Source organism: Nonomuraea sp. SYSU D8015 (genome assembly GCF_008065375.1).
Lineage (GTDB): Bacteria > Actinomycetota > Actinomycetes > Streptosporangiales > Streptosporangiaceae > Nonomuraea.
The window spans coordinates 18,360-39,964 of the sequence record NZ_VJYI01000006.1; the positions used below are offsets into that span (position 1 = coordinate 18,360).

Genomic DNA, 21,605 nt, shown 5'->3' on the forward strand with positions numbered 1-21,605 from the left:
TGCTCCTGTGAGATTGGGGTAGATCATGTCAGCGTTCCAACACCCGTCGTGACCTTCCTGAGATGCAGGTCTGGGCTGATCACGGATGGTGATCGGGGCGTTGCAAGTGACTTATGTCACTTTTGGAGGGGTGCTCTGCGTGGCGGCGCGTCGGTAGACGTCTCCGGTGTCGTTGTCGAAGTACGGCGACGACACCGCGTCGTACGACCCCTTGGCGTCCCTGTTCCAGGTCAGGCTGTTGACGCCGTTGAGGCTGCCGATCCAGCGATCCCTGTCGAAGCCGATCACCCACGGGCCGCCGCTCGCGCCGGGGCTGAAGTCGCATGCCTGGAGCTGCACGCCCTTCTGCAGGTCGAGGTTGGGCGCAACGGTCCAGCGCGTCGGACCGGGGCGGCACATGAGCAGCTTCCTGCCGTCGTGCGGGCGGCTGCCGTCGGGCTGGACGCCCGCGGGATAGCCGAACGCGGCCACCGTGTACGTGGCCGGCTTCTTGTTCAGCTCGAGCCCCAGGCCGCCCACGTTGTCCTGGAGTCGCCCCACGTCCTCCCTGACGAAGCCGCCGTTCTTGGTCACCCAGGTGAAGCCGCGGTGCACGGTCACGAACGCGTAGTCGTAGTCGTAGTCGCCCTTGCCCGACCAGTCCTCGTGCATGCTGATCGACGAGCCCACATAGATGCCCTCCGGCGTCTCGCCGTTGGCGCCGGGGTTCGGGACGAAGATCCAGTCTTCGGCCGGCTTGCCCTGCCGCGGGTCGTACACGCAGTGCCCGGCGGTGGCGACCACGCTGAGGTTCTTGGCCGCGACCGCGCTGGCGGAGCACCAGAACTCCTTCTCCCCGAACCGGAAGAAGACCTTGCCCATGGTGCTGGCGGCCTTGCGGTCGCGCGGAAGCACGGGGGCGACGGTCTGCGCGGCCGACGTGCGCTTGGCTGCGGCGGCGACGGCGGCGGTGGCGGTGGCGGGCGCCGGAGGGCCGGCGGCGCCTCCGGCCGAGCGCGTCGGGGCGGCCTGGGCGCCGGGCGTGGCGGGGCTGAAGAGGTCGGCCTTGCGGAGCTTGTCGGGTTTCCAGTACTCGGCGACCCTCTTCACGTCCGCCGCGGTCTTGGCCAACGGGACGGTGAACACCTCGTTGGGCGCGGCGGTGGCGATCCCCGTGAAGGCAGGCAGCATCAGCAGCGCGCCGCTCAGAGCGGCGGCCACCACGTGCCTTGCCCGGGAGATCATCAAAATGCCTTTCTTAGGGTCGTAAGGGTGGATTTTTCCAGATGTACAGAGGGTATTGCAGCTTGGATAGGGATTCGTTACCTGATCTAGGGTCCACAGTGAACTATAAGGACATCGTCAGCAGACCACTCCCGATACACCCAAATGATCATTAGTAGGCCCGTGTAGCCGCAGGTCAGGAGGGGTGCGCACGGTAGCCGAATTCTGCGTGGCTTTCACTTCTCCGGCCGCCGGGGAAGGCCCCGGATCCCATACGGAACCCGGGGCCGAGGGTGCCGGCTCAGTGTCGCGGCATGTTGCCGGTCCACCGGTTGGCGGCGGCCTTGTAGACCTTGTAGGTGTCGGTGTTGAAGTACGGCGACGAGATGTGGTCGAACCGGTCGTTGCCGTCGGTGTCCCACGCGACGCTGTTGACGCCGACCAGGTAGCCGGTGCGCGACGCGCTCTTGTAGTTGTAGAGGAACGGCCCGCCGCTGGCGCCGGCGGTGAAGGAGCACTTGAACCCGATGTGCTCCTGCAGGTTGTACTTCCTGGCCTCGGGCATCGCCTTGGTCTTGCCGTAGCAGTACTTCATCGTGCGGCCCGTGTACGGCCGGTCGCCGTCGGGGTGCTCGCCCGCCGGGTAGCCGAACGAGAACACGTTCAGGTTCGTCTTCCTGTTCCAGGTGAAGCCCTGGCCGCCGACGTTGTCACCGAGCCGGCCGACGTTCTTGACCGTCCACTGCCACCGGCCGTTGACCTTCTCCCAGCCGACCTTGATGCCGTTGTAGACGTTGACGAACGCGTAGTCGAAGTCGTAGTCCTCCTTCACCACGAAATCGTCGTGGGCGTTGAAGGTCTTGGCGGCGTAAATGCCGTAGGGGGCCTTGCCGTTCCAGACCTTGTCGCCGTCCCAGTACGACGGAATGAAGATCCAGTTGTCGTAGAAAGTGTTCTTCTTGGTGTCGTACACGCAGTGGGCGGAGGTCGCCACGAGGTTGCGGTACTTGCCCTGCACGGAACTGGCCGAGCAGTAACGCCAGTTCTTCGGGTCGCGCGGGTCGGCCTTCGGCAGCGTGAAGAACACGCGGCCGACGGTGTTCGGCAGGTTGACGTGCTTGCTCTTCTTGGCCTTCGTCTTCTCCGCGCCGATCGGCGGCACGGAGCCGGGGGGACCGTCAGGGGCGTCGTTGCTCGCCTTGATGCCCTTGGTGGAAAGGTCCAGGCCGTCGTCGTGGTCGCTGGCGAGCTTGATGCGATCCGGGGTCCAGAACTGGACCGCCTGCTCGGCGGGGGTGGTGGCGTTCTGCGAGACGACGTCGGAGGGTGCCGTCGCGCTCGCGGAGGCGCCGCTGATCGTTCCCGCGGACAGCCCGATGGCCGCCAGGCCGGCGAGCGGGATCGCGATGCGCCTTGCTCGGGAAAACATGGAGCTCCTCTCAGTTCTCGGCGGCCCAGAGCGGGGTACTGCGCCCCGGTGGGCCAGGAAAACGATCGGAACGTTAATGAACGGCGCAATGGGGCGGCCAGGAAACGACGTGAAAAAGCATGGCCCGGTTCCATTCCGTTATAGAAATATCAAAATCGCATGTATGACGAGAAAGCATTTCCGCAGGTCCGGCGGGGTGCCTAAACGCCTCTCGCACCAGTGGTAACGCTGATTATCAAAGGCCACTTCTTATCAACCGAATGATGTTCTGGTTGAATGGGCCCATGGATCCACGCACCCCCTGTCTCATCGGCATCGCACAACGCACTATTCGCGAGCAGCCCGGCCCGGAACCGCTCGATCTGTGGGAGGAGGTGGCGCGTGCGGCCGCGGCCGACGCCCGGCTCCCCGTCGAGCGGCTCGACTCGATCCAGATCGTCTACACCGACTCCTGGCAGTACGACTCGCCGGTCGGCCGCCTCGCCGAGCGCCTCGGCGCGGCGCCGCGCCACCGGGCCTACTCCAAGGTCGGCGGTACGGCCCCGCAGTTGCTCATCGGTGCGGCGGCGGCCGGGATCGCGGCCGGAGAATTCGATTCCGCGCTCGTCGTGGGGGCGGAGGCGCTGGCGACCCGGCGGGCGTACCGGCTGGCGGGGGAGCACGCGCCGTGGAGCCACCCGGCCGACCCCAAGCCCCCGTACGGCTGGGAGCGCCCGCCCCACCCCGCCGAGCTGGCGCACGGGCTGTTCCTGCCGGTGCACACGTACGCGATCATGGAGACCGCGCGGCGGGCGGCACTCGGGATGTCGATCGAGGAGGAGATGCGCGACCGGGGGCGGATCATGGCGCCGATGACCGAGGTGGCCGCCGCCAACCCGTACGCGTGGCGCAGGGTCGTGCGGACGTCTGAGGAACTTGTGGCGGGAAATCGATTCGTCGGCTGGCCCTACACCAGGAACACGGTGGCCGTGCTGGAGGTGGACCAGGCGGCGGCGGTCGTCCTGGCCAGCTCGCGGCTGGCCGATCGGCTCGGCGTTCCGGCCGAGGGGCGGGTGTACCTGCGGGGGTGGGCGTACGGGGAGGACACCTGGGAGGTGGCCGCACGGCCCGCGCTCGGCGCCTCGCAGGCCATCCCGCGCATCGCCGAGGTCGCCTTCGAGCGGGCCGGGCTGGGGCTCGGCGACATGGACGCGATCGACCTCTACAGCTGCTTCGCGATCGCGCTGCGGCAGGCGTGCGACGCGATCGGGCTCGATCCTTTGGGCCGGCGCGGGCTGACGGTGACCGGCGGGCTGCCGTACGCGGGCGGGCCGGCCAGTGACTACGTGCTGCACTCGACCGCCACCATGGCGGGGCTGCTGCGGGCGCAGTCCGGGCACGGGCTGGTGACCGGGGTGGGGATGCATATGACCAAGCACACGTACGCGGTGTGGTCGAGCGAGCCGGGAGGGCGGCTGGGGAGCGCGGCGCCGGTGTTCGTGGCCAAGGGGGTGCCGATCGCGGGGGCCTATGAGGGGGCGGCGGTGGTCGCGGGGTACACGGTGGCGCACGGGCGGGACGGCGGCGCCGAGCGGGGGATTCTGGTGGTGGATCTGCCCGGGGGAAGCCGGGCCCATGCCGTGGTCGAGGATGCAGAGCTGCTGGCGGACGCGAAGTCTCGGGAGCTTGTGGGGCAAACCGTGCGGCTGACCTCCGATGGCAAGGTCAATGTGGCGGCGTGGTGATGTAACGGCGATGCAAATCGCGTGACCGTTCGACTACGCTCCGGTGTTGACATTTTTATGTCACGCGCGGACGCTGGAGTCATGCGGAGGACTACGGTGCGGATCGACGAGGCGCTTCTCAACGAGGCGAAGGCGTACGCGGCGCGAAACGGACGCAGTCTCAACTCGGTGATGGAGGATGCTTTGCGACAACTCATCCACCGCTCCGCCGACGTGGCGGAGCGCCCCCCGATCACATTGCCGGTCTCCGGGGCGGCCCAGGGGCCGAAGCTGTCCTGGGAGGAGATCAAGGAGCTCATCGACCAAGAGGACGTCGAGCGCGCTCTAGGGGGCGGCCATGCGAATGCTTGACACGAACGTCCTCCTCAGCGCTCATCGGCGGGACATGGAGCATCACGAGCAGTGCTACGCCGTGCTCATGGAACTGCTGCGCGGCGACGAGGCCTATGCCGTCAGCGACTTCGTGCTCAATGGCTTCATCCGCGTGGCCACCAATCCGCGCATCCCCGGTGCCACCTCGTTCGATACTGCGCGAGAGTTCGCCGACACCGTCCGGCACCAACCGCATGCGGTGGTGCTGCATGCCGGGCCGCGACACTGGGAGATCTTCGTCAACCTGTGTCTCAAGGCCGGCGCGCGAGGCAAGCTCGTCCCCGACGCCTACCTCGCCGCACTCGCCATCGAGCATGGTTGTGAATTTGTGACCTGCGACAAGGATTTCGCCAGGTTCGAGGGCTTGCGCTGGCGGTCGCCGCTCAACTGAACTTGAAGGCGAGGGCGCAAGCCGCACTACTCGGCAAGGAACGTCGGTGGCTGACCGGTTCGAGGTCATCGAGGCGGGACAGAGCGGGCGCCGCCGGTGGGTCGGGCTGGTGGTGGTCGTGGCGGTTGTGCTGGTCCCGGTCGTCGGGTTGATCGCCAGCCGGGAGCCGGAGCCCCGGCCGCCGGAGGCCGCGTCCGCGCCGATCAGGTCCCTGACCAGGGTCGAGAGCCCGCCGAACGTCCTGCAGGTGCCGCCCAGGGCCAAGGGCGGCGACGAGCTCATCGAGGTGGTGTTCCCGCACGGGGTCCGGGCCGAGGTGCGTTATCCGGCCGAGCTCGACCTGGCCGGGATGGGGTCGCGGCCGTTCCAAGGGGTGTGGATCGAGGGAACGTACCGGCAGTTCGTGGCGCCGTACGGTGGGGAGATCGAGGTCACCAGGGGAGGGGAGCCGATCAGGAGCTACGCGCCCCACGTCACGCTCTGGCCGCGTCAGGCGGGCAGCGGGGCCAACGGGCAGGTGCTGCTGTTCGCGTTCGGGAAGTGGCGGCTGGCGATGTACGAACGGGGCCAGGGGCTGACGTTCGACCAGCGGATCGCCGTGGCGCGGCAGGTGAGCGGACGGGTCACCAAGGACGGCTATCTGGTGCTGTCGGACCAGGGGACGGTGCGGCTGGCCGAGCCGGGCGACACCGTGCAGGACAATCCGGTCGGGCCGCAGCTGTGGTTCGGCGGCAGCGTGCGGGAGATGGTCGCGCTCGTGCCCACCCCCGGTTGCAAGAAGAATGCCAGGATGCCGTTCGTGATCGACGGGCGCGGGAGTCCCGCCGAGTCGGTGTGCCGCGGGGATGTGCAGGTCGCCGTCACGGGGCCGCCGCGGTTCAGGAAGACGGCGATCGACGGGATCCGGGTCACGCTGAATAGGTGAGCCCGGCCGGCATGAAACCTGCCCGTCGGACTGCCTTCCAACTGTCGGACCTGGTCAAGACCGTGGCGGCAGCCCGCTCAGCAGGTTTCTCATCGGTAGTAAGGTGCGGCCATGTTCGCCGTAACCGCCACACAGACCGATCCCGACAACCCACTCGCCGGGCTGACGCTCGGGGAGCGCCCCGAGCCGAAGGCGCCGGACGGATGGACGACCGTCTCCGTGCGGGCGGCCGCGCTCAACCACCACGACCTGTGGACGCTCAAAGGCGTCGGCATCAGGCAGGACCGGCTGCCGATCGTGCTCGGCTGCGACGCCGCCGGCGTGGACGAGGACGGCAACGAGGTCATCGTGCACGCCGTGATCGGCACGGGCGCCGACGAGACGCTCGACCCCAAGCGTTCGCTGCTGTCCGAGGTGTACGACGGCACATTCGCCGAACGCGTGGCCGTCCCGCGCCGCAACCTCGTCCCCAAGCCGGCCGCGATCAGCTTCGAGGAGGCCGCCTGCCTGCCGACGGCGTGGCTGACCGCGTACCGCATGCTCTTCGACAAGGCAGCGCTCCAGCCCGGCTCGACCGTGCTCGTGCAGGGCGCCGGCGGGGGCGTCGCCACCGCGCTCATCGCGCTCGGCCGGGCCGGCGGCTACCGGGTCTGGGCGACGAGCCGCTCCGAGGCCAAGCGCGAGCGAGCCCTTCAACTCGGTGCCGACCAGGTCTTCGAGACGGGCGCGCGGCTGCCCGAGCGGGTGGACGCGGTCATGGAGACCGTCGGCCAGGCCACCTGGGACCACTCGCTCAAATCGCTCAAGCCGGGCGGGCGCATCGTCGTCAGCGGCGCCACCAGCGGCGCGGTCCCGCCCGCCGACCTCAACCGGGTCTTCTTCCTGCAGTTGTCCGTCGTCGGCTCCACGATGGGCACCCGCGACCAGCTGCAGCGGCTGGCCGTGTTCCTGGAGCAGACCGGGGTGCGGCCGGAGATCGACAGGACGCTGCCGCTGACGGAGGCGCGGGACGGGTTCGCCGCCATGGCGGAAGGGGAGATCTTCGGAAAGATCGTCTTTATCGCCTGAATAAGTGAAGGGTTACTTCTGTGTCTCCCAGGTGATACAAGAAGAGTGACGTTGTATCAACCGGGAGGCCGCGATGATGGACGTTGAGCCCTTCGGCCCGGGTTCGATGCACTGGGACACGGCCGGCGAATATCGCAATCTGCTGGTGGCCGGCAGCGCGCTGGTCCTCCAGACCATGCATCCGGCGGTCGGCGCGGCCGTCGCCGAGCACTCGACGTACAAGGCGGACCCGTGGGGGCGGCTCACCCGCACGCTCGCGTCCGTGCAGAAGTGGGTGTACGCCGACGGGGCGGCCGAAGGGCAGCGGCTCCGGCAGGTGCACCGGTCGATCAGCGGCGTGGACGAGCACGGCCGGGCGTACCACGCGCTGAACGGCGAGGCGTGGGCGTGGGTGCACCTGTCGCTGTTCGAGCGCTTCATCGCGCTCAACCGGTACTTCGGTACGCCGCTCACCGTCGAGCAGGAGCGGCGGCTGTATGCGGAGTCGCGGCAGCTCGGCGCCATTCTCCAGGTGCCGGAGCGGGAGATGCCGGCCGACCTGGAGGGCTTCTGGCGGTACTTCGCCGACATGGTGGCCAACCGGCTGGAGGCGCACCCGACCGCGCTGGACGTGCTGGCGGTCCTGCGCGGCACGCCGGCACCGCCGGGGCTGCCCAGGCCGCTGCGCCGGCTGTGGACGCCGGTGGGGGTGGGGTCGGGGGAGTTCAACCACTTCGTAACCGTCGGCACCCTCCCGCCCGCCGTCCGGAAGAAGCTGGGGCTTCGGTGGACGGGCCGGGAGGAGCGGCGGCTGCGGCATCTCGGACATGCGGTGGCGGTGCTGACGCCGCGCCTGCCCGAACGGCTGCGGTACATGCCGATCGCCTACCATGCCCGCAAGGCGGCCCGCACCTCGCGCCGCCTGGACCGCCAGCTCCGCTCCGCCTAGCGCCCGTCGGCCTGCAGCCGGACCCGGAGGGCGCGTGCGCCGCCTTCCGGCTTTCAGGACGCCACCCGTGCCCTGCCCATCGGGGCCTGCCTCGTCGGCGAAGTGAGCGTCCTTGAGGGGTGGCTGGATGCGCTGGTGTTGCCCACTGCTGGGGCCGGCCCGGGAGGCGTGGGGACGGTGGTCTGCGGACGGCTGGGGCGATCGGCAGGCGTGGGCTGGGACGCGCTGAGAGGTGGTCTGAGATACGGCGGTGCTGAGCACTGCTGAGGCCGCGCTGAGGGGTGGCTGGGATACGGCGGTGCTGAGCACTGCTGAGGCGGCGCTGAGGGGATGGGCTGGGGGCCGTTGCGCGCCGCCGTGCTGCCCGAAGGTGGTGCTGCGGTGTTGCGGGCGCCGGGCGTGCCCAAGGGGCCGGCGGTGGGGGCGCCCACGTGTTACCGCGGTGGGGATGCCGCGGCACGGTGGGCCGTCGGGGCAGGTGCGAGGAGGAGGCGGAGGGTGGTGCGGTCGTCGTGGGCCGTCCGGGGTGCCGTCGGCGACGACCGGCCCGGGGTTCGTGGGCCGATCGTGGCTAGGGCTCAAGGATGTCGCGAATGCGGCGGCTCGCGTCGTCCAGCGCCGTACGCAGCTCCGCCAGCTTCTCCGGTGTCAGCCGGGCCTGCGACGCCTCCTGCCGGGCCTGGGCGACGAAGTCGGCCAGCAACTCGCCCAGCTCGGCGTCGAGTTCGGCGCGGTTGGTCGGCGCGCCGCCCAGCGTGGCCCAGACCTCAGTCCAGATCCTGCGCCACTCGCCGGCCAGCCGCTCGCCCTGGTCCTGCCACTGGTAGGCGTGCTCCATCCACTGGCGCTTCTGCTGCTCCCGCAGCCGCCTGAGGTCCTCCTTCTGGCGCTCCCTGAGCCGGCTGTTGTCGTCGCGGGCGCCGGTGCGCACGTCCTTGGCCATCCGCGTCAGCTCGTCGCGCAGGGACTTGACCGTGTCGCGGACGTCCTCCTTGACCTCGCGGGCGATGTCGCGTACGGAGGCGGAGATCTCCTGCTCCAGGTCGTTGAGCTCGTCGAGGCGGGCGTTGAGCTCGTCACGTCCCTTGTCGGTGATCGAGAACACCTTCTTGCCCTCGACCACCTCGTGCGTCACCAGGCCCTCCTCCTCCAGGCGGGCCAGGCGCGGGTAGATAGTGCCGGGCGAGGGCGAGTAGACGCCCAGGAAGCGGTCCTGGAGCAGCCGGATGACCTCGTACCCGTGGCGCGGGCTCTCCTCCAGCAGTTTGAGCAGATACAGCCGGAGCCGGCCGTGACCGAATACAGGGCTCATTCCTTCTCCCCCTTGAGCAGCGCGATCTCGCCTGAGATGGTGATCGCCGACAGCGAGGCCATGCCGCCGCCCAGCCGCCCGGACATCGTCTTCGTGCCCGGCCCGCTCGTGTTGGACAGTTCGTCGAACGTGCTCACCAGCCTGCCGGAGGTGCTTTTCGCGCTGACGTCCGCCTCCACGTTCTCCGGCAGTCTGACCAGGATGTCACCGGAAACGCTGTTGAGCGTCACATGACCCGTGGGTCGCAGCGCCAGGTCGGCGGTGATGCGGCCGGAGACCGTGTTGGCCTTCAGCCGGCGCGGCGTGCCGTCGGCCACGGTCAGGTCGCCCGAGACGCTCTTGAACGCCAGGTCGCCGTCCATCGCCCGGCTCTCGACGGGGCCCGAGACGGTCGAGGCGCTGACGTCGCCGCTGACCCCGTCCAGCACGATCTCCGCGGACAGGCTCCGCACCTGGGTCATCTTCTCGAAGCCGGCCACCACGGCGGGCGCTGACACCACTCCGGCGTTGACGGTGCAGGTCTTGGGCACGGTGATCGTGAGGACCGTCCTGCGCCGATCGGCTCGCAGCCAGCCGAGCAGGCCGTCCCAGGTGAGATCCTTGTACGTGATCGAGAGCTCTTTGGCGTTTTCGTCATAGGTCACCAGCAGCGGCGAGGCCGAGTCGAACTCGGCCACCTCCAGTGAGGGTGGCCCCTCGCTGGCGAGCACGGCGAGCCGCCCGGCGACGATGCGCACGTCGAGCGCCTCCACGGGGCCGAACGTCAGTTGCTCCGGCGCCTCGATCGTCCATTGCTGCATGATCCCCAGCCCTCCTGGCGCGACACTTCCTCTCACAAAACACGATATGTCGTGTTTTGTGAGAACTCAAGATGTATCGCGTCCGCGAGTGGCGGCTAGTCGTCGTCCCCGTCGTCCAGGCGCGCCAGCCACGTGGCCAGCCGCTCGATCGGGGTCTCGAACTCGGGGTTGAGGTCCACGAACTCGCGCAGCCGCTCGCCCAGCCACAGCAGGCTGACCTCTTCCTCGCCCCGCCGTTCGACCAGCTCCTCGATCCCCCGATCAGTGAAGTACATCGCTCTCCATTCAGTCAGTGCGCAATTGTGATGCGAGGTCGCCGACCGGAATCCACGTGTCGGCCCGCCCTCGCTCGACTCTAGTCAGTAGCCCACGATGCTCCAGCTCACGGAGGTCCGTTCTGGCGGTCTGGAGCACGGCTCCGTGGCTGGAGGCATGGGAAGCCACGGTGTATTCAGCGGCCGGGTGGTCGGCGGCGTGGGCGAGAAGGGCGATCAGTCGCGATCGGAGTGGCCGGATCGGCACACCCGAGCCATCTTGAGTCCGAGCCACCACTGTCGGTGCGTGAGGCCGGTCGGGGGCGTGCGCCACCTACCAAATTGGCAGTCGCCAACAGCTGATCAGCTGCTGACGACTGCCAATTCAGCAGGTCAGGCGTACACCTGGTGGAGGATCTCCTCCAGCTCGTTGTCGTGGGCGTTGTGCGAGCCCGTCGCCGGGGAGCTGTTGGGCGTGCGCGACACCCGGCGCACCGGCCGGCCGCCCAGCGTCTGCGGGTCTTCGGCCAGCTTGAGCGTCAGGTAGGGCCACGGCCCCATGTTGACCGGCTCGTCCTGGGCCCAGATCAGCTCCGCCTGCGCGGAGTAGCGGCCCAGCTCGGCGGCCAGCTCCTCGCCCGGGAACGGGTAGAGCCGCTCCAGGCGGACCAGGGCGACGTCGTCGCGGCCCAGCTTGTCGCGCTGCGCGGCCAGCTCGTAGTAGAGCTTGCCGGAGCAGAGGACGACCTTGGCCACCTTGGCCGGGTCGACGGTCGTGTCGCCGAGGACCGGCTGGAAGGTGCCCGAGGTGAAGTCGGACGCCTTGGACGTGGCCGCCTTGTGGCGCAGCAGCCACTTCGGCGTGAAGACGATCAGCGGCTTGTGCCGCTCCGACTCCACCTGCCAGCGCAGCAGGTGGAAGTAGTTGGCCGGAGTGGTGGGCTGCGCGACCGTCATGTTGTCGAGCGCGCAGACCTGCAGGAAGCGCTCGATGCGGGCCGAGGAGTGGTCGGGGCCCTGGCCCTCGTAGCCGTGCGGCAGCAGCAGCACGACCGAGGACTTCTGACCCCACTTCTGCTCACCGGACGAGATGAACTCGTCGATGATCGTCTGGGCGCCGTTGACGAAGTCGCCGAACTGCGCCTCCCAGCAGACCAGGGCGTCCGGGCGGACGACGCTGTAGCCGTACTCGAAGCCGAGCGCCGCGAACTCGCTGAGCAGCGAGTCGTAGACGTAGAACTTCGTGGTGCCCTGGTTGAACGCCTTGAGCGGCGTGTGGTCGGCGCCGGTCATCCGGTCGACCAGGACGGCGTGGCGCTGGGTGAACGTGCCGCGCCGGGAGTCCTGGCCGACCAGGCGCACCGGGTGGCCGTCGAGCAGCAGCGAGCCGAACGCCAGCGTCTCGCCCATCGCCCAGTCGATCGCGTCCTGCTCGACCATCTGGCCGCGGCGCTGCAGCACCGGCGCCAGGCGCGGGTGCGGCGTGAAGCCCTCGGGCAGGTTGAGCTGGGTGTCGACGATGCGCTTGAGCGTCTCGTGGGTGATCGCGGTAGGCGTGTCGTCGTGCGACCACTTGACGACCTCGGTCGGCGGCACCCGCATCGCGGCCGCCTCCTGAGGCTTCTTCGCCGCCTCGCGGACCTCGGTGAAGGCCTGCTCCAGCTTGGCCTGGTAGTCGCGCAGCGCCGACTCGGCCTCCTCGACCGTGATGTCGCCCCGGCCGATCAGCGCCTCGGTGTAGAGCTTGCGGGTCGAGCGCTTGGCGTCGATCAGGTCGTACATCAGCGGCTGGGTGAAGGCCGGGTTGTCGCCCTCGTTGTGGCCGCGGCGGCGGTAGCAGATGAGGTCGATGACGACGTCCTTGCGGAACGCCTGGCGGTATTCGTAGGCCAGCTCGCCCACGCGCACCACGGCCTCGGGGTCGTCGCCGTTGACGTGGAAGATCGGTGCCTGGATCATCCGGGCCACGTCGGTGGCGTAGACCGACGACCTGGACGAGGCGGGTGAGGTCGTGAAGCCGACCTGGTTGTTGACCACCACGTGCACGGTGCCGCCGGTGCGGTAGCCGCGCAGCTGCGACAGGTTGAGCGTCTCGGCCACGACGCCCTGGCCGGCGAAGGCGGCGTCGCCGTGGATGAGGACGGGCAGGACGCTGAAGCCCTCCTCGCCGCGCTCCAGGAGGTCCTGCTTGGCGCGGACGACGCCCTCGAGGACCGGGTTGACCGCCTCCAGGTGGGAGGGGTTGGCGACCACGGAGGCTGTGATCGTGTTGCCGCTCGGCGCGGTGAACGTGCCCGTCGCGCCCAGGTGGTATTTCACGTCGCCGGAGCCGTGCGCGGTGCGCGGGTCGATGTTGCCCTCGAACTCGCCGAAGATCTGGGCGTACGACTTGCCCACGATGTTGGCCAGCACGTTGAGCCGGCCGCGGTGGGCCATGCCGATGACGACCTCGTCGAGGCCCTCGTCGGCGGCGTCGCTGATCACCGAGTCGAGCAGCGGGATCAGGGACTCGCCGCCCTCGAGCGAGAAGCGCTTCTGGCCGACGAACTTCGTCTGCAGGAACGTCTCGAACGCCTCGGCGGTGTTGAGCCGCGACAGGATGTTGAGCTGCTCGTCACGCTCGGGCGACTTGTGCGGCTTCTCCACCCGCGCCTGGATCCAGGCCCGCTCCTCGGGGTTCTGGATGTGCATGTACTCGATGCCGACCGTGCGGCAGTAGGAGTCGCGCAGCACGCCCAGGATCTCGCGCAGCTTCATCAGCGGACGGCCGCCGAAACCGCCCGTGGCGAACTCGCGCTCCAGGTCCCACAGCGTCAGCCCGTGCGACTGGATGTCGAGGTCGGGGTGCTTGCGCTGCTTGTATTCGAGCGGGTCGGTCTCGGCCATCAGGTGGCCGCGCACGCGGTAGGCGTGGATCAGCTCGATCACGCGGGCGGACTTGGCCACGTCGTCGTCGTGGGAGGCCGAGATGTCCTGGACCCAGCGGACCGGCTCGTACGGGATCCGCAGCGCCTCGAAGATCTCGTCGTAGAAGCCGTCCTCGCCGAGGAGCAGCCGGTGGATCTGGCGCAGGAAGTCGCCCGACTGGGCGCCCTGGATGATCCGGTGGTCGTAGGTGCTGGTCAGCGTCATGACCTTGGAGACCGCCAGCCGCGACAGCGTGTCGGGGGAGGCGCCCTGGTATTCGGCCGGGTATTCCATCGCGCCGACGCCGATGATGGTGCCCTGGCCGGGCATCAGGCGCGGCACGGAATGCACCGTGCCAATGGTGCCCGGGTTGGTCAGCGAGATCGTGGTGCCGGAGAAGTCGTCGACGCCCAGCTTGCCCGCACGGGCCTTGCGGACGATGTCCTCGTACGCCATCCAGAACTGCCGGAAGTCCATCTCCTCGGCGCCCTTGATCGAGGGCACGAGGAGCTGGCGCTCGCCGTTGCTCTTCTGGACGTCGATCGCCAGCCCGAAGCCGACGTGCTCGGGCTTGATCAGCGTGGGCTTGCCGTCGATCTCCGCGTAGGAGTAGTTCATCTCCGGCATGGCCTTCAGCGCCTTGACGATCGCGAAGCCGATCAGGTGGGTGAAGGAGACCTTGCCGCCGCGGCCCCGCTTGAGGTGATTGTTGATCACAATGCGGTTGTCGATGAGCAGCTTGGCCGGGATGGCGCGCACGCTCGTCGCCGTCGGAACCGACAGCGAGAGGTCCATGTTGGCCGCCGTGCGGGCCGCGGCGCCGCGCAGCTTGACCTCCTCGGCGCCCTTGGGCACCGGGGTGGCGGGCTGCTTCGGCTTCTCGGCCGCCGGAGGCGCCTTGGGTGGCGCCGGGGAGGGGGCGGGGGCGGTCACAGTGCCGTTCGCCGCCTCCCTGACCGGGGTTCGGCCCGGTCCGTAATCAGGGTTGTAGTCAGCGAAAAAGTTCCACCAGGCCTTGTCGACCGACTCGGGGTCCTGGAGGTACTTCTGATACAGCTCGTCGACAAGCCACTCGTTCTGACCAAAGCTTGCCAGCGGGTTTGTCCGCGACGACTCAGACGACACGGCGGAAATCGCCCTCTTCCGCAGATCGGCGTTGATGTTAGAGAACCTGTCCAAGGCTACTCGCCCGGACCGGCAGCGCGCGCCGAAGAGCCCGTGCCGCCTCGCCCGATCCTCTCAGGAGCGCGCAAAGAGGTCACGACCGCCCTCCCCAATCCGGGTGGTGCAGCTTTTATTACTGTTTGGTATCAACGCTAGGACGAGGGGTTTATTTCCCTCTGGACATCAATCTGCTAGCGATCCGCACGTCAGGGGACAACTCGGACAGAAGGTCGGCAAGCTCCTCGCCGGCCTCCTTGAGCTCCTCCAGGGACATCGGCTCCAGGCGTTCCAGCAGGAAGATCGCGTTGGTGGTCTCCTCGGTGAGCCGGGTGCGCACGCACTGGCGCCAGTTCCACCGGCGGCAGGTGACGCCGACGTCGTCGCGCCAGATCACCTCGCCGGGCTCGGGCCGCCCCAGCGCCTCCTCCGAGGCCTCGTCGCCGGTGGCCCTGATCAGCCGCGCGGGGCCGACGTAATGGTCGAGGTCCTCGCCGCCGATCGGCAGCGCGTGCTTCACGCTGATCGAGTTGTACGCGTCAACGGCCCGGTTGATCTCCGGCAGCGGCATCCTGCGGGTGAGGGCGTCGACCGAGGGCCTGGTGCGCTGCGGCTTGGCCCCGAACGCCCGGTAGGCGTCCTTCCATGCGTCGATCTTCGCGGTCTGCGCCTCCGCCTCGGAGGCCGCCGCCAGCCACGCACGGGAGCGGTCGTCGGTGGGCCCGTTGCGCAGGCCGTGCGCGGTCATGAGCAGCACTGTGAAGTCCGGACGAAGGTCGAAAACGCCGTCGTCCACCCAGATGTCATCGAGCACCGGTTCAGTGTATGAGCCCATACCGCAAAATTCTCTTTGCAAAATTGGCTTTGCGGTTTACCGTGGGTTTCGTGGAGGAGCGATACAAGATCAGTGATCCGCAGGTGCTGAAGGCGGTGGCCCATCCGCTGCGGGTGCGCCTGCTCGGCCTGCTGCGTACCGACGGCCCGGCCACCGCCAGCGAGCTCGGCCGCAAGCTCGGCGAGAGCTCCGGCTCGACCAGCTACCACCTGCGCGAGCTGTTCAAGTACGGCTTCATCGAGGAGGATCCCGAGCAGCGCGACGGCCGCGAGCGCCGCTGGCGGCCCCGCCACCGCTACACCTCGTGGGACTCCGCCGAGATGTCCGCCACCGCCGAGGGTCGCGAGGCCGTGCGGATCATCCATATGCGCCAGGCCGACCTGGTCAGGCGGGTGATGGAGGAGTTCGACCTCGCCGACTGGTCCCGGGAGTGGGTGGACGTCGCCGGGATGAACGACCACATCTTCACGCTGCCGCCCGCCGCGTTGCGCGAGTTCAGCCACAAGGCCGAGGAACTGCTGAACGAACTCGCCGCCCGCTACGCGGACGACCCAGCCGCCACAAGAGTCCACGTCTGGCACGGCGCCGTTCCCCGCGCACCCCAGGAGGAGCCATGACCGCCCGCCGCGTTAGATGGTCGCGCTCACTCGGCCCTCGCTGGTCACGCGGGCTACCGCTCTCGGGCCTGAACGTTCGCCGCAGCTGTGTTGAATGGTCGCGCTCACTCGGCCCTCGCTGGTCACGCGGGCTACCGCTCTCGGGCCTGAACGTTCGCCGCTCCGCCTTACGCCGCTACGCGCTCGTCAGCTTCCTGACCTGGCTGCCGCTCGGGCTGATGATGCCCTCGATGGTGCTGCTGATGACCGGGCGAGGTCTCAGCCTGGCCCAGATCGGCCTGGTGGTGACCGCGTTCTCGATCGTCACCGTCAGCCTGGAACTGCCCACAGGCGGCCTGGCCGACGTCGTCGGGCGGCGCGTGGTGCTGGCCGCCTCCGCCGCGTTCTTGACGGCCGCGCTCGCGTTGATGAGTGTGTCCACGACGTTCTGGATGTTCCTGCTGAGCGGCGTGCTCAAAGGTGTGGCCAGGGCGCTGTCCAGCGGGCCCGCCGCCTCCTGGTACGTCGACACGCTGCACCGCGTCGAGGGCCACGACGCCGACCTCAAGCCGGGGCTGGCCCGCGGCGGCGCCATGGAATCGGTGGCGTTGTGCGTCGGCGTGCTGGCCGGCGGCGGCCTGCCGCTCCTGGTGCCGCCGGAGCTGATGTTCCCGCTGGCCGCGCCGAGCCTGGTGGGCGCGGTGGCGGCGGCGGTGCTGCTGGTCGTGGTGCTGCTCGCGCTGCCCGAGCCGCCCCATGCCCACAGGTCCCTGGCGAGCGTGCTGCGCGAGGTGCCCGCCACGGTGACCGCCGGCGTGCGGCTGGCGGCCGGCGGACCGATGCTGCGCCGCCTCCTGATCGCCTCGGCGAGTTCCGGCGTGATGCTGATGTCCATCGAACTGCTCACGCCGGGCCGCCTCGCCGAGTTGGCGGGGACGGCCGAGCAGGGCAGCATGGCCTACGCCGCCGTCGCCGCGCTGGGGTTCGCCGGCAGCGCGGCGGGCAGCACGCTCGCTCCCCGCGTGGCCCGGCTGGTCGGCGGCTCGGCACGGGGGGCGATCGCGGGATCCGTCCTGACCGCGCTGTCGGTGGGCACGCTGGCCGCCACGGCTGGGCTCGGCGGCGCCGCCGGGCTCCTGACCGCCGGGGGTGCCTACGTCAGCCTCTTCGTCGGCGGCGGCGTGACCGGGCTGCTGTGCCTGGAGATGACGCACAACGCGGTCACCGCCGCCGAGCGCACCACTGTGAGCTCGACGGCCTCCCTGTCCCTGCAGTCCGGCGGAATCATGGCCAACCTGACGCTCGGCGCGCTGGCGACCCAGGCGGGCGTGGCCGCCGCGTGGGCCGTGGCCGCCGCGGTGATGCTGGCCTCGGCCCTGCTGTTCGTGCGGATGCCCGCGGCTAGAGGCTCCAGTCGAGTTGCGGCCCCACCGGCACGATCCGGCTCGGGTTGATATTGGTCTGGGTGACGTAGTAGTGGCGCTTGATCTCGTCGAAGTCGGTGGTCTCGCCGAAGGCCGGGATCGCGTACAGCCTGCGCGCGTACGCCCACAGCGCCGGGTAGTCCGTCAGCCGCCGCACCATGCACTTGAAGTGCGCGTAGTAGACGGTGTCGAACCTGGCCAGGGTCACGTAGAGGCGCACGTCGCTCTCGGTGAGGGTGTCGAAGAGAAACTCCGACTCCGCCAGGCGCACCTCCAGGAAGTCGAGCGTGGTGAAGACCCGCGCCACCGCCTCCTCGTACGCCTGCTGGCCGCGGGCGAAGCCCGCCTCGTACACCGCGTTGTTGAGGCCGTGATAGAGGCGGTCGTTCATGATGTCGATGTCGGGGCGGAGGCGTTCCGGATAGAGGTCGGGCGACGTGGCCCATGACGTCTCAAGGTCGAGGGTGATCTGCGGGAAGTCGTTGGTGACGATCCGCTTGTCCCTGGTGTCCCAGACGCAGGGGACGGTGACGCGGCCCTCGTAGCCGGGGTCGCTGGCGTGGTAGAGCTCCGACAGGTACTCCGGGTCGCCGCCGGGGATCCGCCAGCCCTTCTCGTCGCGGATGGGGTCGACGATCACGACGTCCAGCAGGTCCTCCAGGCCCAGGAGCTTTCGGACGATCAGCACGCGCTGCGACCACGGGCAGGCGTAGGAGGCGTAGACACGGTACCTGCCCGGCTCCGGAGGGCCGAGCCGTTCGGTGAAACGGTTCGGCCGCCGGACGAAGCGGCCATCGTCTGAGATCTCGCGGCTCAGCTTCATGGGTCCAGTAGAACATGGTTCGGGCACAATCAGGTGCATGGCCAGATTTGCGGTGACCCCTGCCAGCCACGCGCAGCGGGAGGCGTGGGTGAGCGGGGCGATCCCGGAGGTCGAGCGGGTGCGCCCGGGACTGTGGTCGGTCCCGGTGCCGATCCCGGTCAACCCCCTTCGGTACGTCCTCGTCTACGTCCTCGAACTGCCCGACGGCGTGGCGATCGTGGACGCCGGCTGGAACACCGACGAGGCGTACGACGCGCTCGTCGCCGGGCTCGGCGTGGCCGGCTACTCCATCACCGACGTCAAGGGCGTGCTCGTCACCCACATCCACCCCGACCACTACGGCCTGGCCGGGCGCGTCCGCGAGGTGTCGGGCGCCTGGATCGCCCTGCATCCGGCCGACGCCCGCCTGGTCCGCGAGCGCTACGACGAGGAGGCCATCGACTCCCTGGTCCAGCGGGAACGCGCGCTGCTGGCCCGCTGCGGGGTGCCGCCGCTGACGCTGGACGAGCTGGCCGGCGCGTCCATGATGATCAGGCACATGGTCTCGATGGCGAGGCCCGACCGGCTGGTCGAGGACGGCGACGAGCTCCGCCTGCCCGGCTGGGACCTGAGGGCGGTCTGGACCCCCGGCCATTCGCCCGGTCACCTGTGCTTCGTCTCGCCGGAGCGCAGGCTGCTGTTCTCCGGCGACCACGTGCTGGCGAAGATCACTCCGATCGTGGCCGTGCACCCCCAGTCCGGGCCGAACCCGCTCGCCGACTACCTCGACGCGCTGGCCGCCGTGCGCAAGCTGGACGTCGACGAGGTGCTGCCCGCGCACGAATTCCGGTTCCTGGAGCTGGCCGAGCGCGTGGACACCGTGATCGCGCATCACGACGAGCGCCTGGCCGAGATCGAACGGGTGGTCGCCGCCGGCGACGGCGTCACGTGCTGGGCCGTGGCCACCCGGCTGAGCTGGTCGCGGCCGTGGGAGACGATCCCGCCGTTCATGCGGCGCGCGGCCAACAACGAGACGCTGGCGCATCTGGCCTGGCTGGCGGCCAAGGGACGGGTGACGAGAGTGCCGGGCGAGCCGGAGCTGTGGCACGCCGCCACATGACGCCGAGACGATCAGTAACACCGGCCTCGGCGCGCGTTATGGTACTCGTACTAGAACGTTGTTCTCCTGCGCTGGAGGTTCGATGCTTCGGTTCGATGACAGAGTCGCGATCGTCACGGGGGCCGGGCACGGCCTCGGCAAGGCGCACGCGCTCCTGCTGGCAGAGCGGGGCGCCAAGGTCGTCGTCAACGACCTCGGAGGAGCCCTCGACGGCACGGGAGCCTCCGCCGGGCCCGCCGCCGAGGTCGTCGAGCTCATCACGAAGAACGGCGGACAGGCCATCGCGAACGCCGACAACGTCGCCACCCCCGAGGGGGCGCGGGCCATCGTGCAGGCGGCCGTGGACACGTTCGGCACGGTCGACATCGTCGTCAACAACGCCGGCATCCTGCGGGACAAGTCGTTCGGGAAGATGACGGTCGAAGAGTTCGACGCGGTCATGGCCGTGCACGTGCGCGGGTCGTTCCTCGTCAGCCACGCCGCCTACCCGATCATGAAGGCGGCCGGCTATGGGCGCGTCGTCAACACCTCCAGCCCGGCGGGGCTTTTCGGAAACTTTGGGCAGGCCAACTACTCGACCGCCAAGATGGGGCTGGTCGGGCTGACCAAGACGCTGGGCATCGAGGGCGCGCGCAACGGCATCAAGGCCAACGCCATCGCGCCCGTCGCCTGGACCAGGATGACCGAGTCGCTGCTGCCGGCCGAGTTCGAGGCCAAGTTCACGCCGGAGCGGGTGAGTGCGCTGGTGGCGTACCTCGTGCACGAGTCGTGCGACGTCAGCGGCGAGGTCTTCACCGTGGGCGGAGGCCGGGTGGCGCGGGTCTTCGTGGCCGAGGGGCCGGGCTGGAAGGACGACGACATCACGCCCGAGGCGATCGCCGGCAACTGGGAGTCGATCATGGCCGAGCAGCCCTACGTGCTCACGGCCGGCGACTCGATGAAGGCGATGATCTGACCTCCCGCCGTGCGCCGGGGGCCGGTCTCCGTCCGTGACGGCGGGCGGCCCCTCGCGTCTGCCGGCAAGACCGGAGGCCGGTGCGCCCGAAATATCTGACAAACCCGTCTTTGTTCGATCTCCGGCGTAAGTAAGGGGAGTTTGGTCGATTCTCACTCTTGATTTGCCGCAACAGTGATCTTATTGTCGCGACATGACCCCCCAGCCGGGCTCCGCCGGTGATGTGCTGACGTTGATCAGTGCGGGTTCGGCGACGACCCGTTCCGATCTGGCGAGGCTCACGGGCCTGGCCAGGTCCACCATCTCTCAACGCGTGGACGCGCTGATCGAGCGTGGCCTGGTCGAGGAGACCGAGAGCGGCGAGTCCACCGGCGGGAGGCCGCCGCGCCAGTTACGGCTCCAGACCGAGGACCACGCCTTCGCGGGCGTCGACCTGGGCGCCACGCACTGCCGGGTCGCGTTGATGGACATCTCAGGCAATGTGCTCGCCGAGTGCGAGGACTCGCTGCAGATCGGCGAGGGCCCGGAAAAGGTGCTCGCGCACGTGGACCAGCGGCTCGAACGGCTGCTCGGCCAGGTCCGACGCACGCGGGCGACGCTGCGCGCGGTCGGCATCGGGGTGCCGGGGCCGGTGGAGTTCGCCACCGGGCGGCCCAACAACCCGCCGATCATGCCCGGCTGGAACGACTACCCCATCCCCGAGTACTTCGACGGCGTCAACGTCCTGGTCGACAACGACGTCAACGTGATGGCGCTGGGCGAGCACCGCAACGCCTTCCAGGGCATCAACCACCTGCTGTTCGTCAAGGTCGGCACCGGCATCGGCTGCGGCATCGTGGCCGACGGCAAGCTGCACAGGGGCGCCCAAGGCTCGGCCGGCGACATCGGCCACATCAGGGTCAGCGGGCACGACGACGCCGGCTGCCGCTGCGGCAACAGCGCGTGCCTGGAGGCCGTGGCCGGTGGGGCCGCGATCGCCCGCCGGCTGAGCGAGCTGGGGCTGCCGGCCGAGACCGGAGCCGACGTCGTGGCGCTCGTGCAGTCGGGCAACACGCAGGCGCTGCGCCTGGTCAGGGAGGCCGGCCGGCTCGTCGGCGAGGTGCTGGCCAGCCTGGTCAACTTCTTCAACCCCGAGGTCATCGTCATCGGCGGCGCGCTGTCGCGGGTGCACGAGCACCTCCTGGCCGGCATCAGGGAGACGGTCTACCGCAGGTCGCTCCCGCTGGCCACGCACCACCTGTCGATCACCCCGAGCCGTACGGGCATCAACGCCGCCGCGCTCGGCGCGGGACTGCTCGCCATCGAGCACTACCTGTCACCGGACAACATCAACCGCATCGTCAATGCCTGAAGCCAAACGCCTGACACAGACAAAAACGCCTGACAGATACAGATAAGG

Annotated in this window: 19 protein-coding genes; 11 read left to right on the forward strand and 8 right to left on the reverse strand. The window is 69.2% G+C overall.

Annotated elements, in window-relative coordinates; genetic code table 11:
* Positions 1–111 precede the first annotated feature (111 nt).
* The gene (locus tag ID574_RS25310; protein ID WP_188191468.1) at positions 112–1,224 is read right to left on the reverse strand and encodes a trypsin-like serine peptidase; all 1,113 of its coding nucleotides are present in this window, start codon (positions 1,222–1,224) and stop codon (positions 112–114) included.
* A 280-nt stretch (positions 1,225–1,504) separates the two neighbouring features.
* Positions 1,505–2,632 (reverse strand): trypsin-like serine peptidase, encoded by a 1,128-nt coding sequence (locus tag ID574_RS25315; RefSeq protein ID WP_188191469.1) that lies wholly within the window; start codon positions 2,630–2,632, stop codon positions 1,505–1,507.
* A 284-nt stretch (positions 2,633–2,916) separates the two neighbouring features.
* Between ID574_RS25315 and ID574_RS25320 the strand changes: the two genes are divergently transcribed.
* The 6 genes from ID574_RS25320 to ID574_RS25345 all read left to right on the forward strand — a co-directional run bounded on the left by ID574_RS25320 (position 2,917) and on the right by ID574_RS25345 (position 8,040).
* Positions 2,917–4,356, forward strand: a complete 1,440-nt coding sequence (locus tag ID574_RS25320) for an acetyl-CoA synthetase (RefSeq protein ID WP_188191470.1) — start codon at positions 2,917–2,919, stop codon at positions 4,354–4,356.
* Positions 4,357–4,452: 96 nt separating this feature from the next.
* On the forward strand, positions 4,453–4,707 hold the full coding sequence (locus tag ID574_RS25325; protein WP_188191471.1) for a hypothetical protein: 255 nt from the start codon (positions 4,453–4,455) through the stop codon (positions 4,705–4,707).
* Positions 4,708–4,741: 34 nt separating this feature from the next.
* Entirely contained in the window at positions 4,742–5,119 is a 378-nt protein-coding gene (locus ID574_RS25330; protein WP_262496045.1) for a type II toxin-antitoxin system VapC family toxin, read from the forward strand.
* Positions 5,120–5,165: 46 nt separating this feature from the next.
* Positions 5,166–6,044, forward strand: a complete 879-nt coding sequence (locus tag ID574_RS25335) for a hypothetical protein (protein ID WP_188191473.1) — start codon at positions 5,166–5,168, stop codon at positions 6,042–6,044.
* 111 nt (positions 6,045–6,155) lie between these two features.
* Positions 6,156–7,112, forward strand: coding sequence for a zinc-binding dehydrogenase (locus ID574_RS25340; RefSeq protein WP_188191474.1), 957 nt, complete (start codon positions 6,156–6,158; stop codon positions 7,110–7,112).
* Between the two features lie 73 nt (positions 7,113–7,185).
* Complete coding sequence (locus ID574_RS25345; protein WP_223167054.1) at positions 7,186–8,040, forward strand: oxygenase MpaB family protein; 855 nt, start codon at positions 7,186–7,188, stop codon at positions 8,038–8,040.
* A gap of 571 nt (positions 8,041–8,611) precedes the next feature.
* Here ID574_RS25345 and ID574_RS25350 read toward each other — a convergent pair.
* From ID574_RS25350 to ID574_RS25370, 5 genes are all read right to left on the reverse strand, one after another.
* A complete protein-coding gene (locus tag ID574_RS25350) occupies positions 8,612–9,352 on the reverse strand; it encodes a PadR family transcriptional regulator (protein WP_188191475.1) in 741 nt (246 codons plus the stop codon).
* Entirely contained in the window at positions 9,349–10,152 is an 804-nt protein-coding gene (locus tag ID574_RS25355; protein ID WP_188191476.1) for a DUF4097 family beta strand repeat-containing protein, read from the reverse strand. The genes ID574_RS25350 and ID574_RS25355 overlap by 4 nt, the downstream gene beginning before the upstream one ends.
* Before the next feature lie 95 nt (positions 10,153–10,247).
* A complete protein-coding gene (locus ID574_RS25360; RefSeq protein WP_188191477.1) occupies positions 10,248–10,427 on the reverse strand; it encodes a DUF6104 family protein in 180 nt (59 codons plus the stop codon).
* A 372-nt stretch (positions 10,428–10,799) separates the two neighbouring features.
* The gene (locus tag ID574_RS25365; protein ID WP_188191478.1) at positions 10,800–14,438 is read right to left on the reverse strand and encodes a multifunctional oxoglutarate decarboxylase/oxoglutarate dehydrogenase thiamine pyrophosphate-binding subunit/dihydrolipoyllysine-residue succinyltransferase subunit; all 3,639 of its coding nucleotides are present in this window, start codon (positions 14,436–14,438) and stop codon (positions 10,800–10,802) included.
* 205 nt (positions 14,439–14,643) lie between these two features.
* Positions 14,644–15,288, reverse strand: coding sequence for a B3/B4 domain-containing protein (locus ID574_RS25370; RefSeq protein WP_223167055.1), 645 nt, complete (start codon positions 15,286–15,288; stop codon positions 14,644–14,646).
* 71 nt (positions 15,289–15,359) lie between these two features.
* Between ID574_RS25370 and ID574_RS25375 the strand changes: the two genes are divergently transcribed.
* Both ID574_RS25375 and ID574_RS25380 read left to right on the forward strand, forming a co-directional pair.
* Positions 15,360–15,926 (forward strand): helix-turn-helix domain-containing protein, encoded by a 567-nt coding sequence (locus tag ID574_RS25375; protein ID WP_188191480.1) that lies wholly within the window; start codon positions 15,360–15,362, stop codon positions 15,924–15,926.
* Entirely contained in the window at positions 15,923–17,359 is a 1,437-nt protein-coding gene (locus ID574_RS25380) for an MFS transporter (RefSeq protein ID WP_223167056.1), read from the forward strand. Before ID574_RS25375 ends, ID574_RS25380 begins: the two co-directional genes overlap by 4 nt.
* On the opposite strand, the gene ID574_RS25385 is transcribed toward ID574_RS25380, so the two are convergent.
* A complete protein-coding gene (locus ID574_RS25385) occupies positions 17,307–18,152 on the reverse strand; it encodes a glutathione S-transferase family protein (protein WP_188191482.1) in 846 nt (281 codons plus the stop codon). The genes ID574_RS25380 and ID574_RS25385 overlap by 53 nt on opposite strands.
* 37 nt (positions 18,153–18,189) lie before the next feature.
* On the opposite strand from ID574_RS25385, the gene ID574_RS25390 reads away from it, so the two are divergent.
* The 3 genes from ID574_RS25390 (at position 18,190) to ID574_RS25400 (ending at position 21,557) form a co-directional block, all read left to right on the forward strand.
* Positions 18,190–19,251 (forward strand): MBL fold metallo-hydrolase, encoded by a 1,062-nt coding sequence (locus ID574_RS25390; RefSeq protein WP_188191483.1) that lies wholly within the window; start codon positions 18,190–18,192, stop codon positions 19,249–19,251.
* Positions 19,252–19,333: 82 nt separating this feature from the next.
* Complete coding sequence (locus ID574_RS25395) at positions 19,334–20,206, forward strand: SDR family oxidoreductase (protein WP_188191484.1); 873 nt, start codon at positions 19,334–19,336, stop codon at positions 20,204–20,206.
* Between the two features lie 193 nt (positions 20,207–20,399).
* Positions 20,400–21,557, forward strand: a complete 1,158-nt coding sequence (locus tag ID574_RS25400) for an ROK family transcriptional regulator (protein ID WP_188191485.1) — start codon at positions 20,400–20,402, stop codon at positions 21,555–21,557.
* Positions 21,558–21,605: the final 48 nt, after the last annotated feature.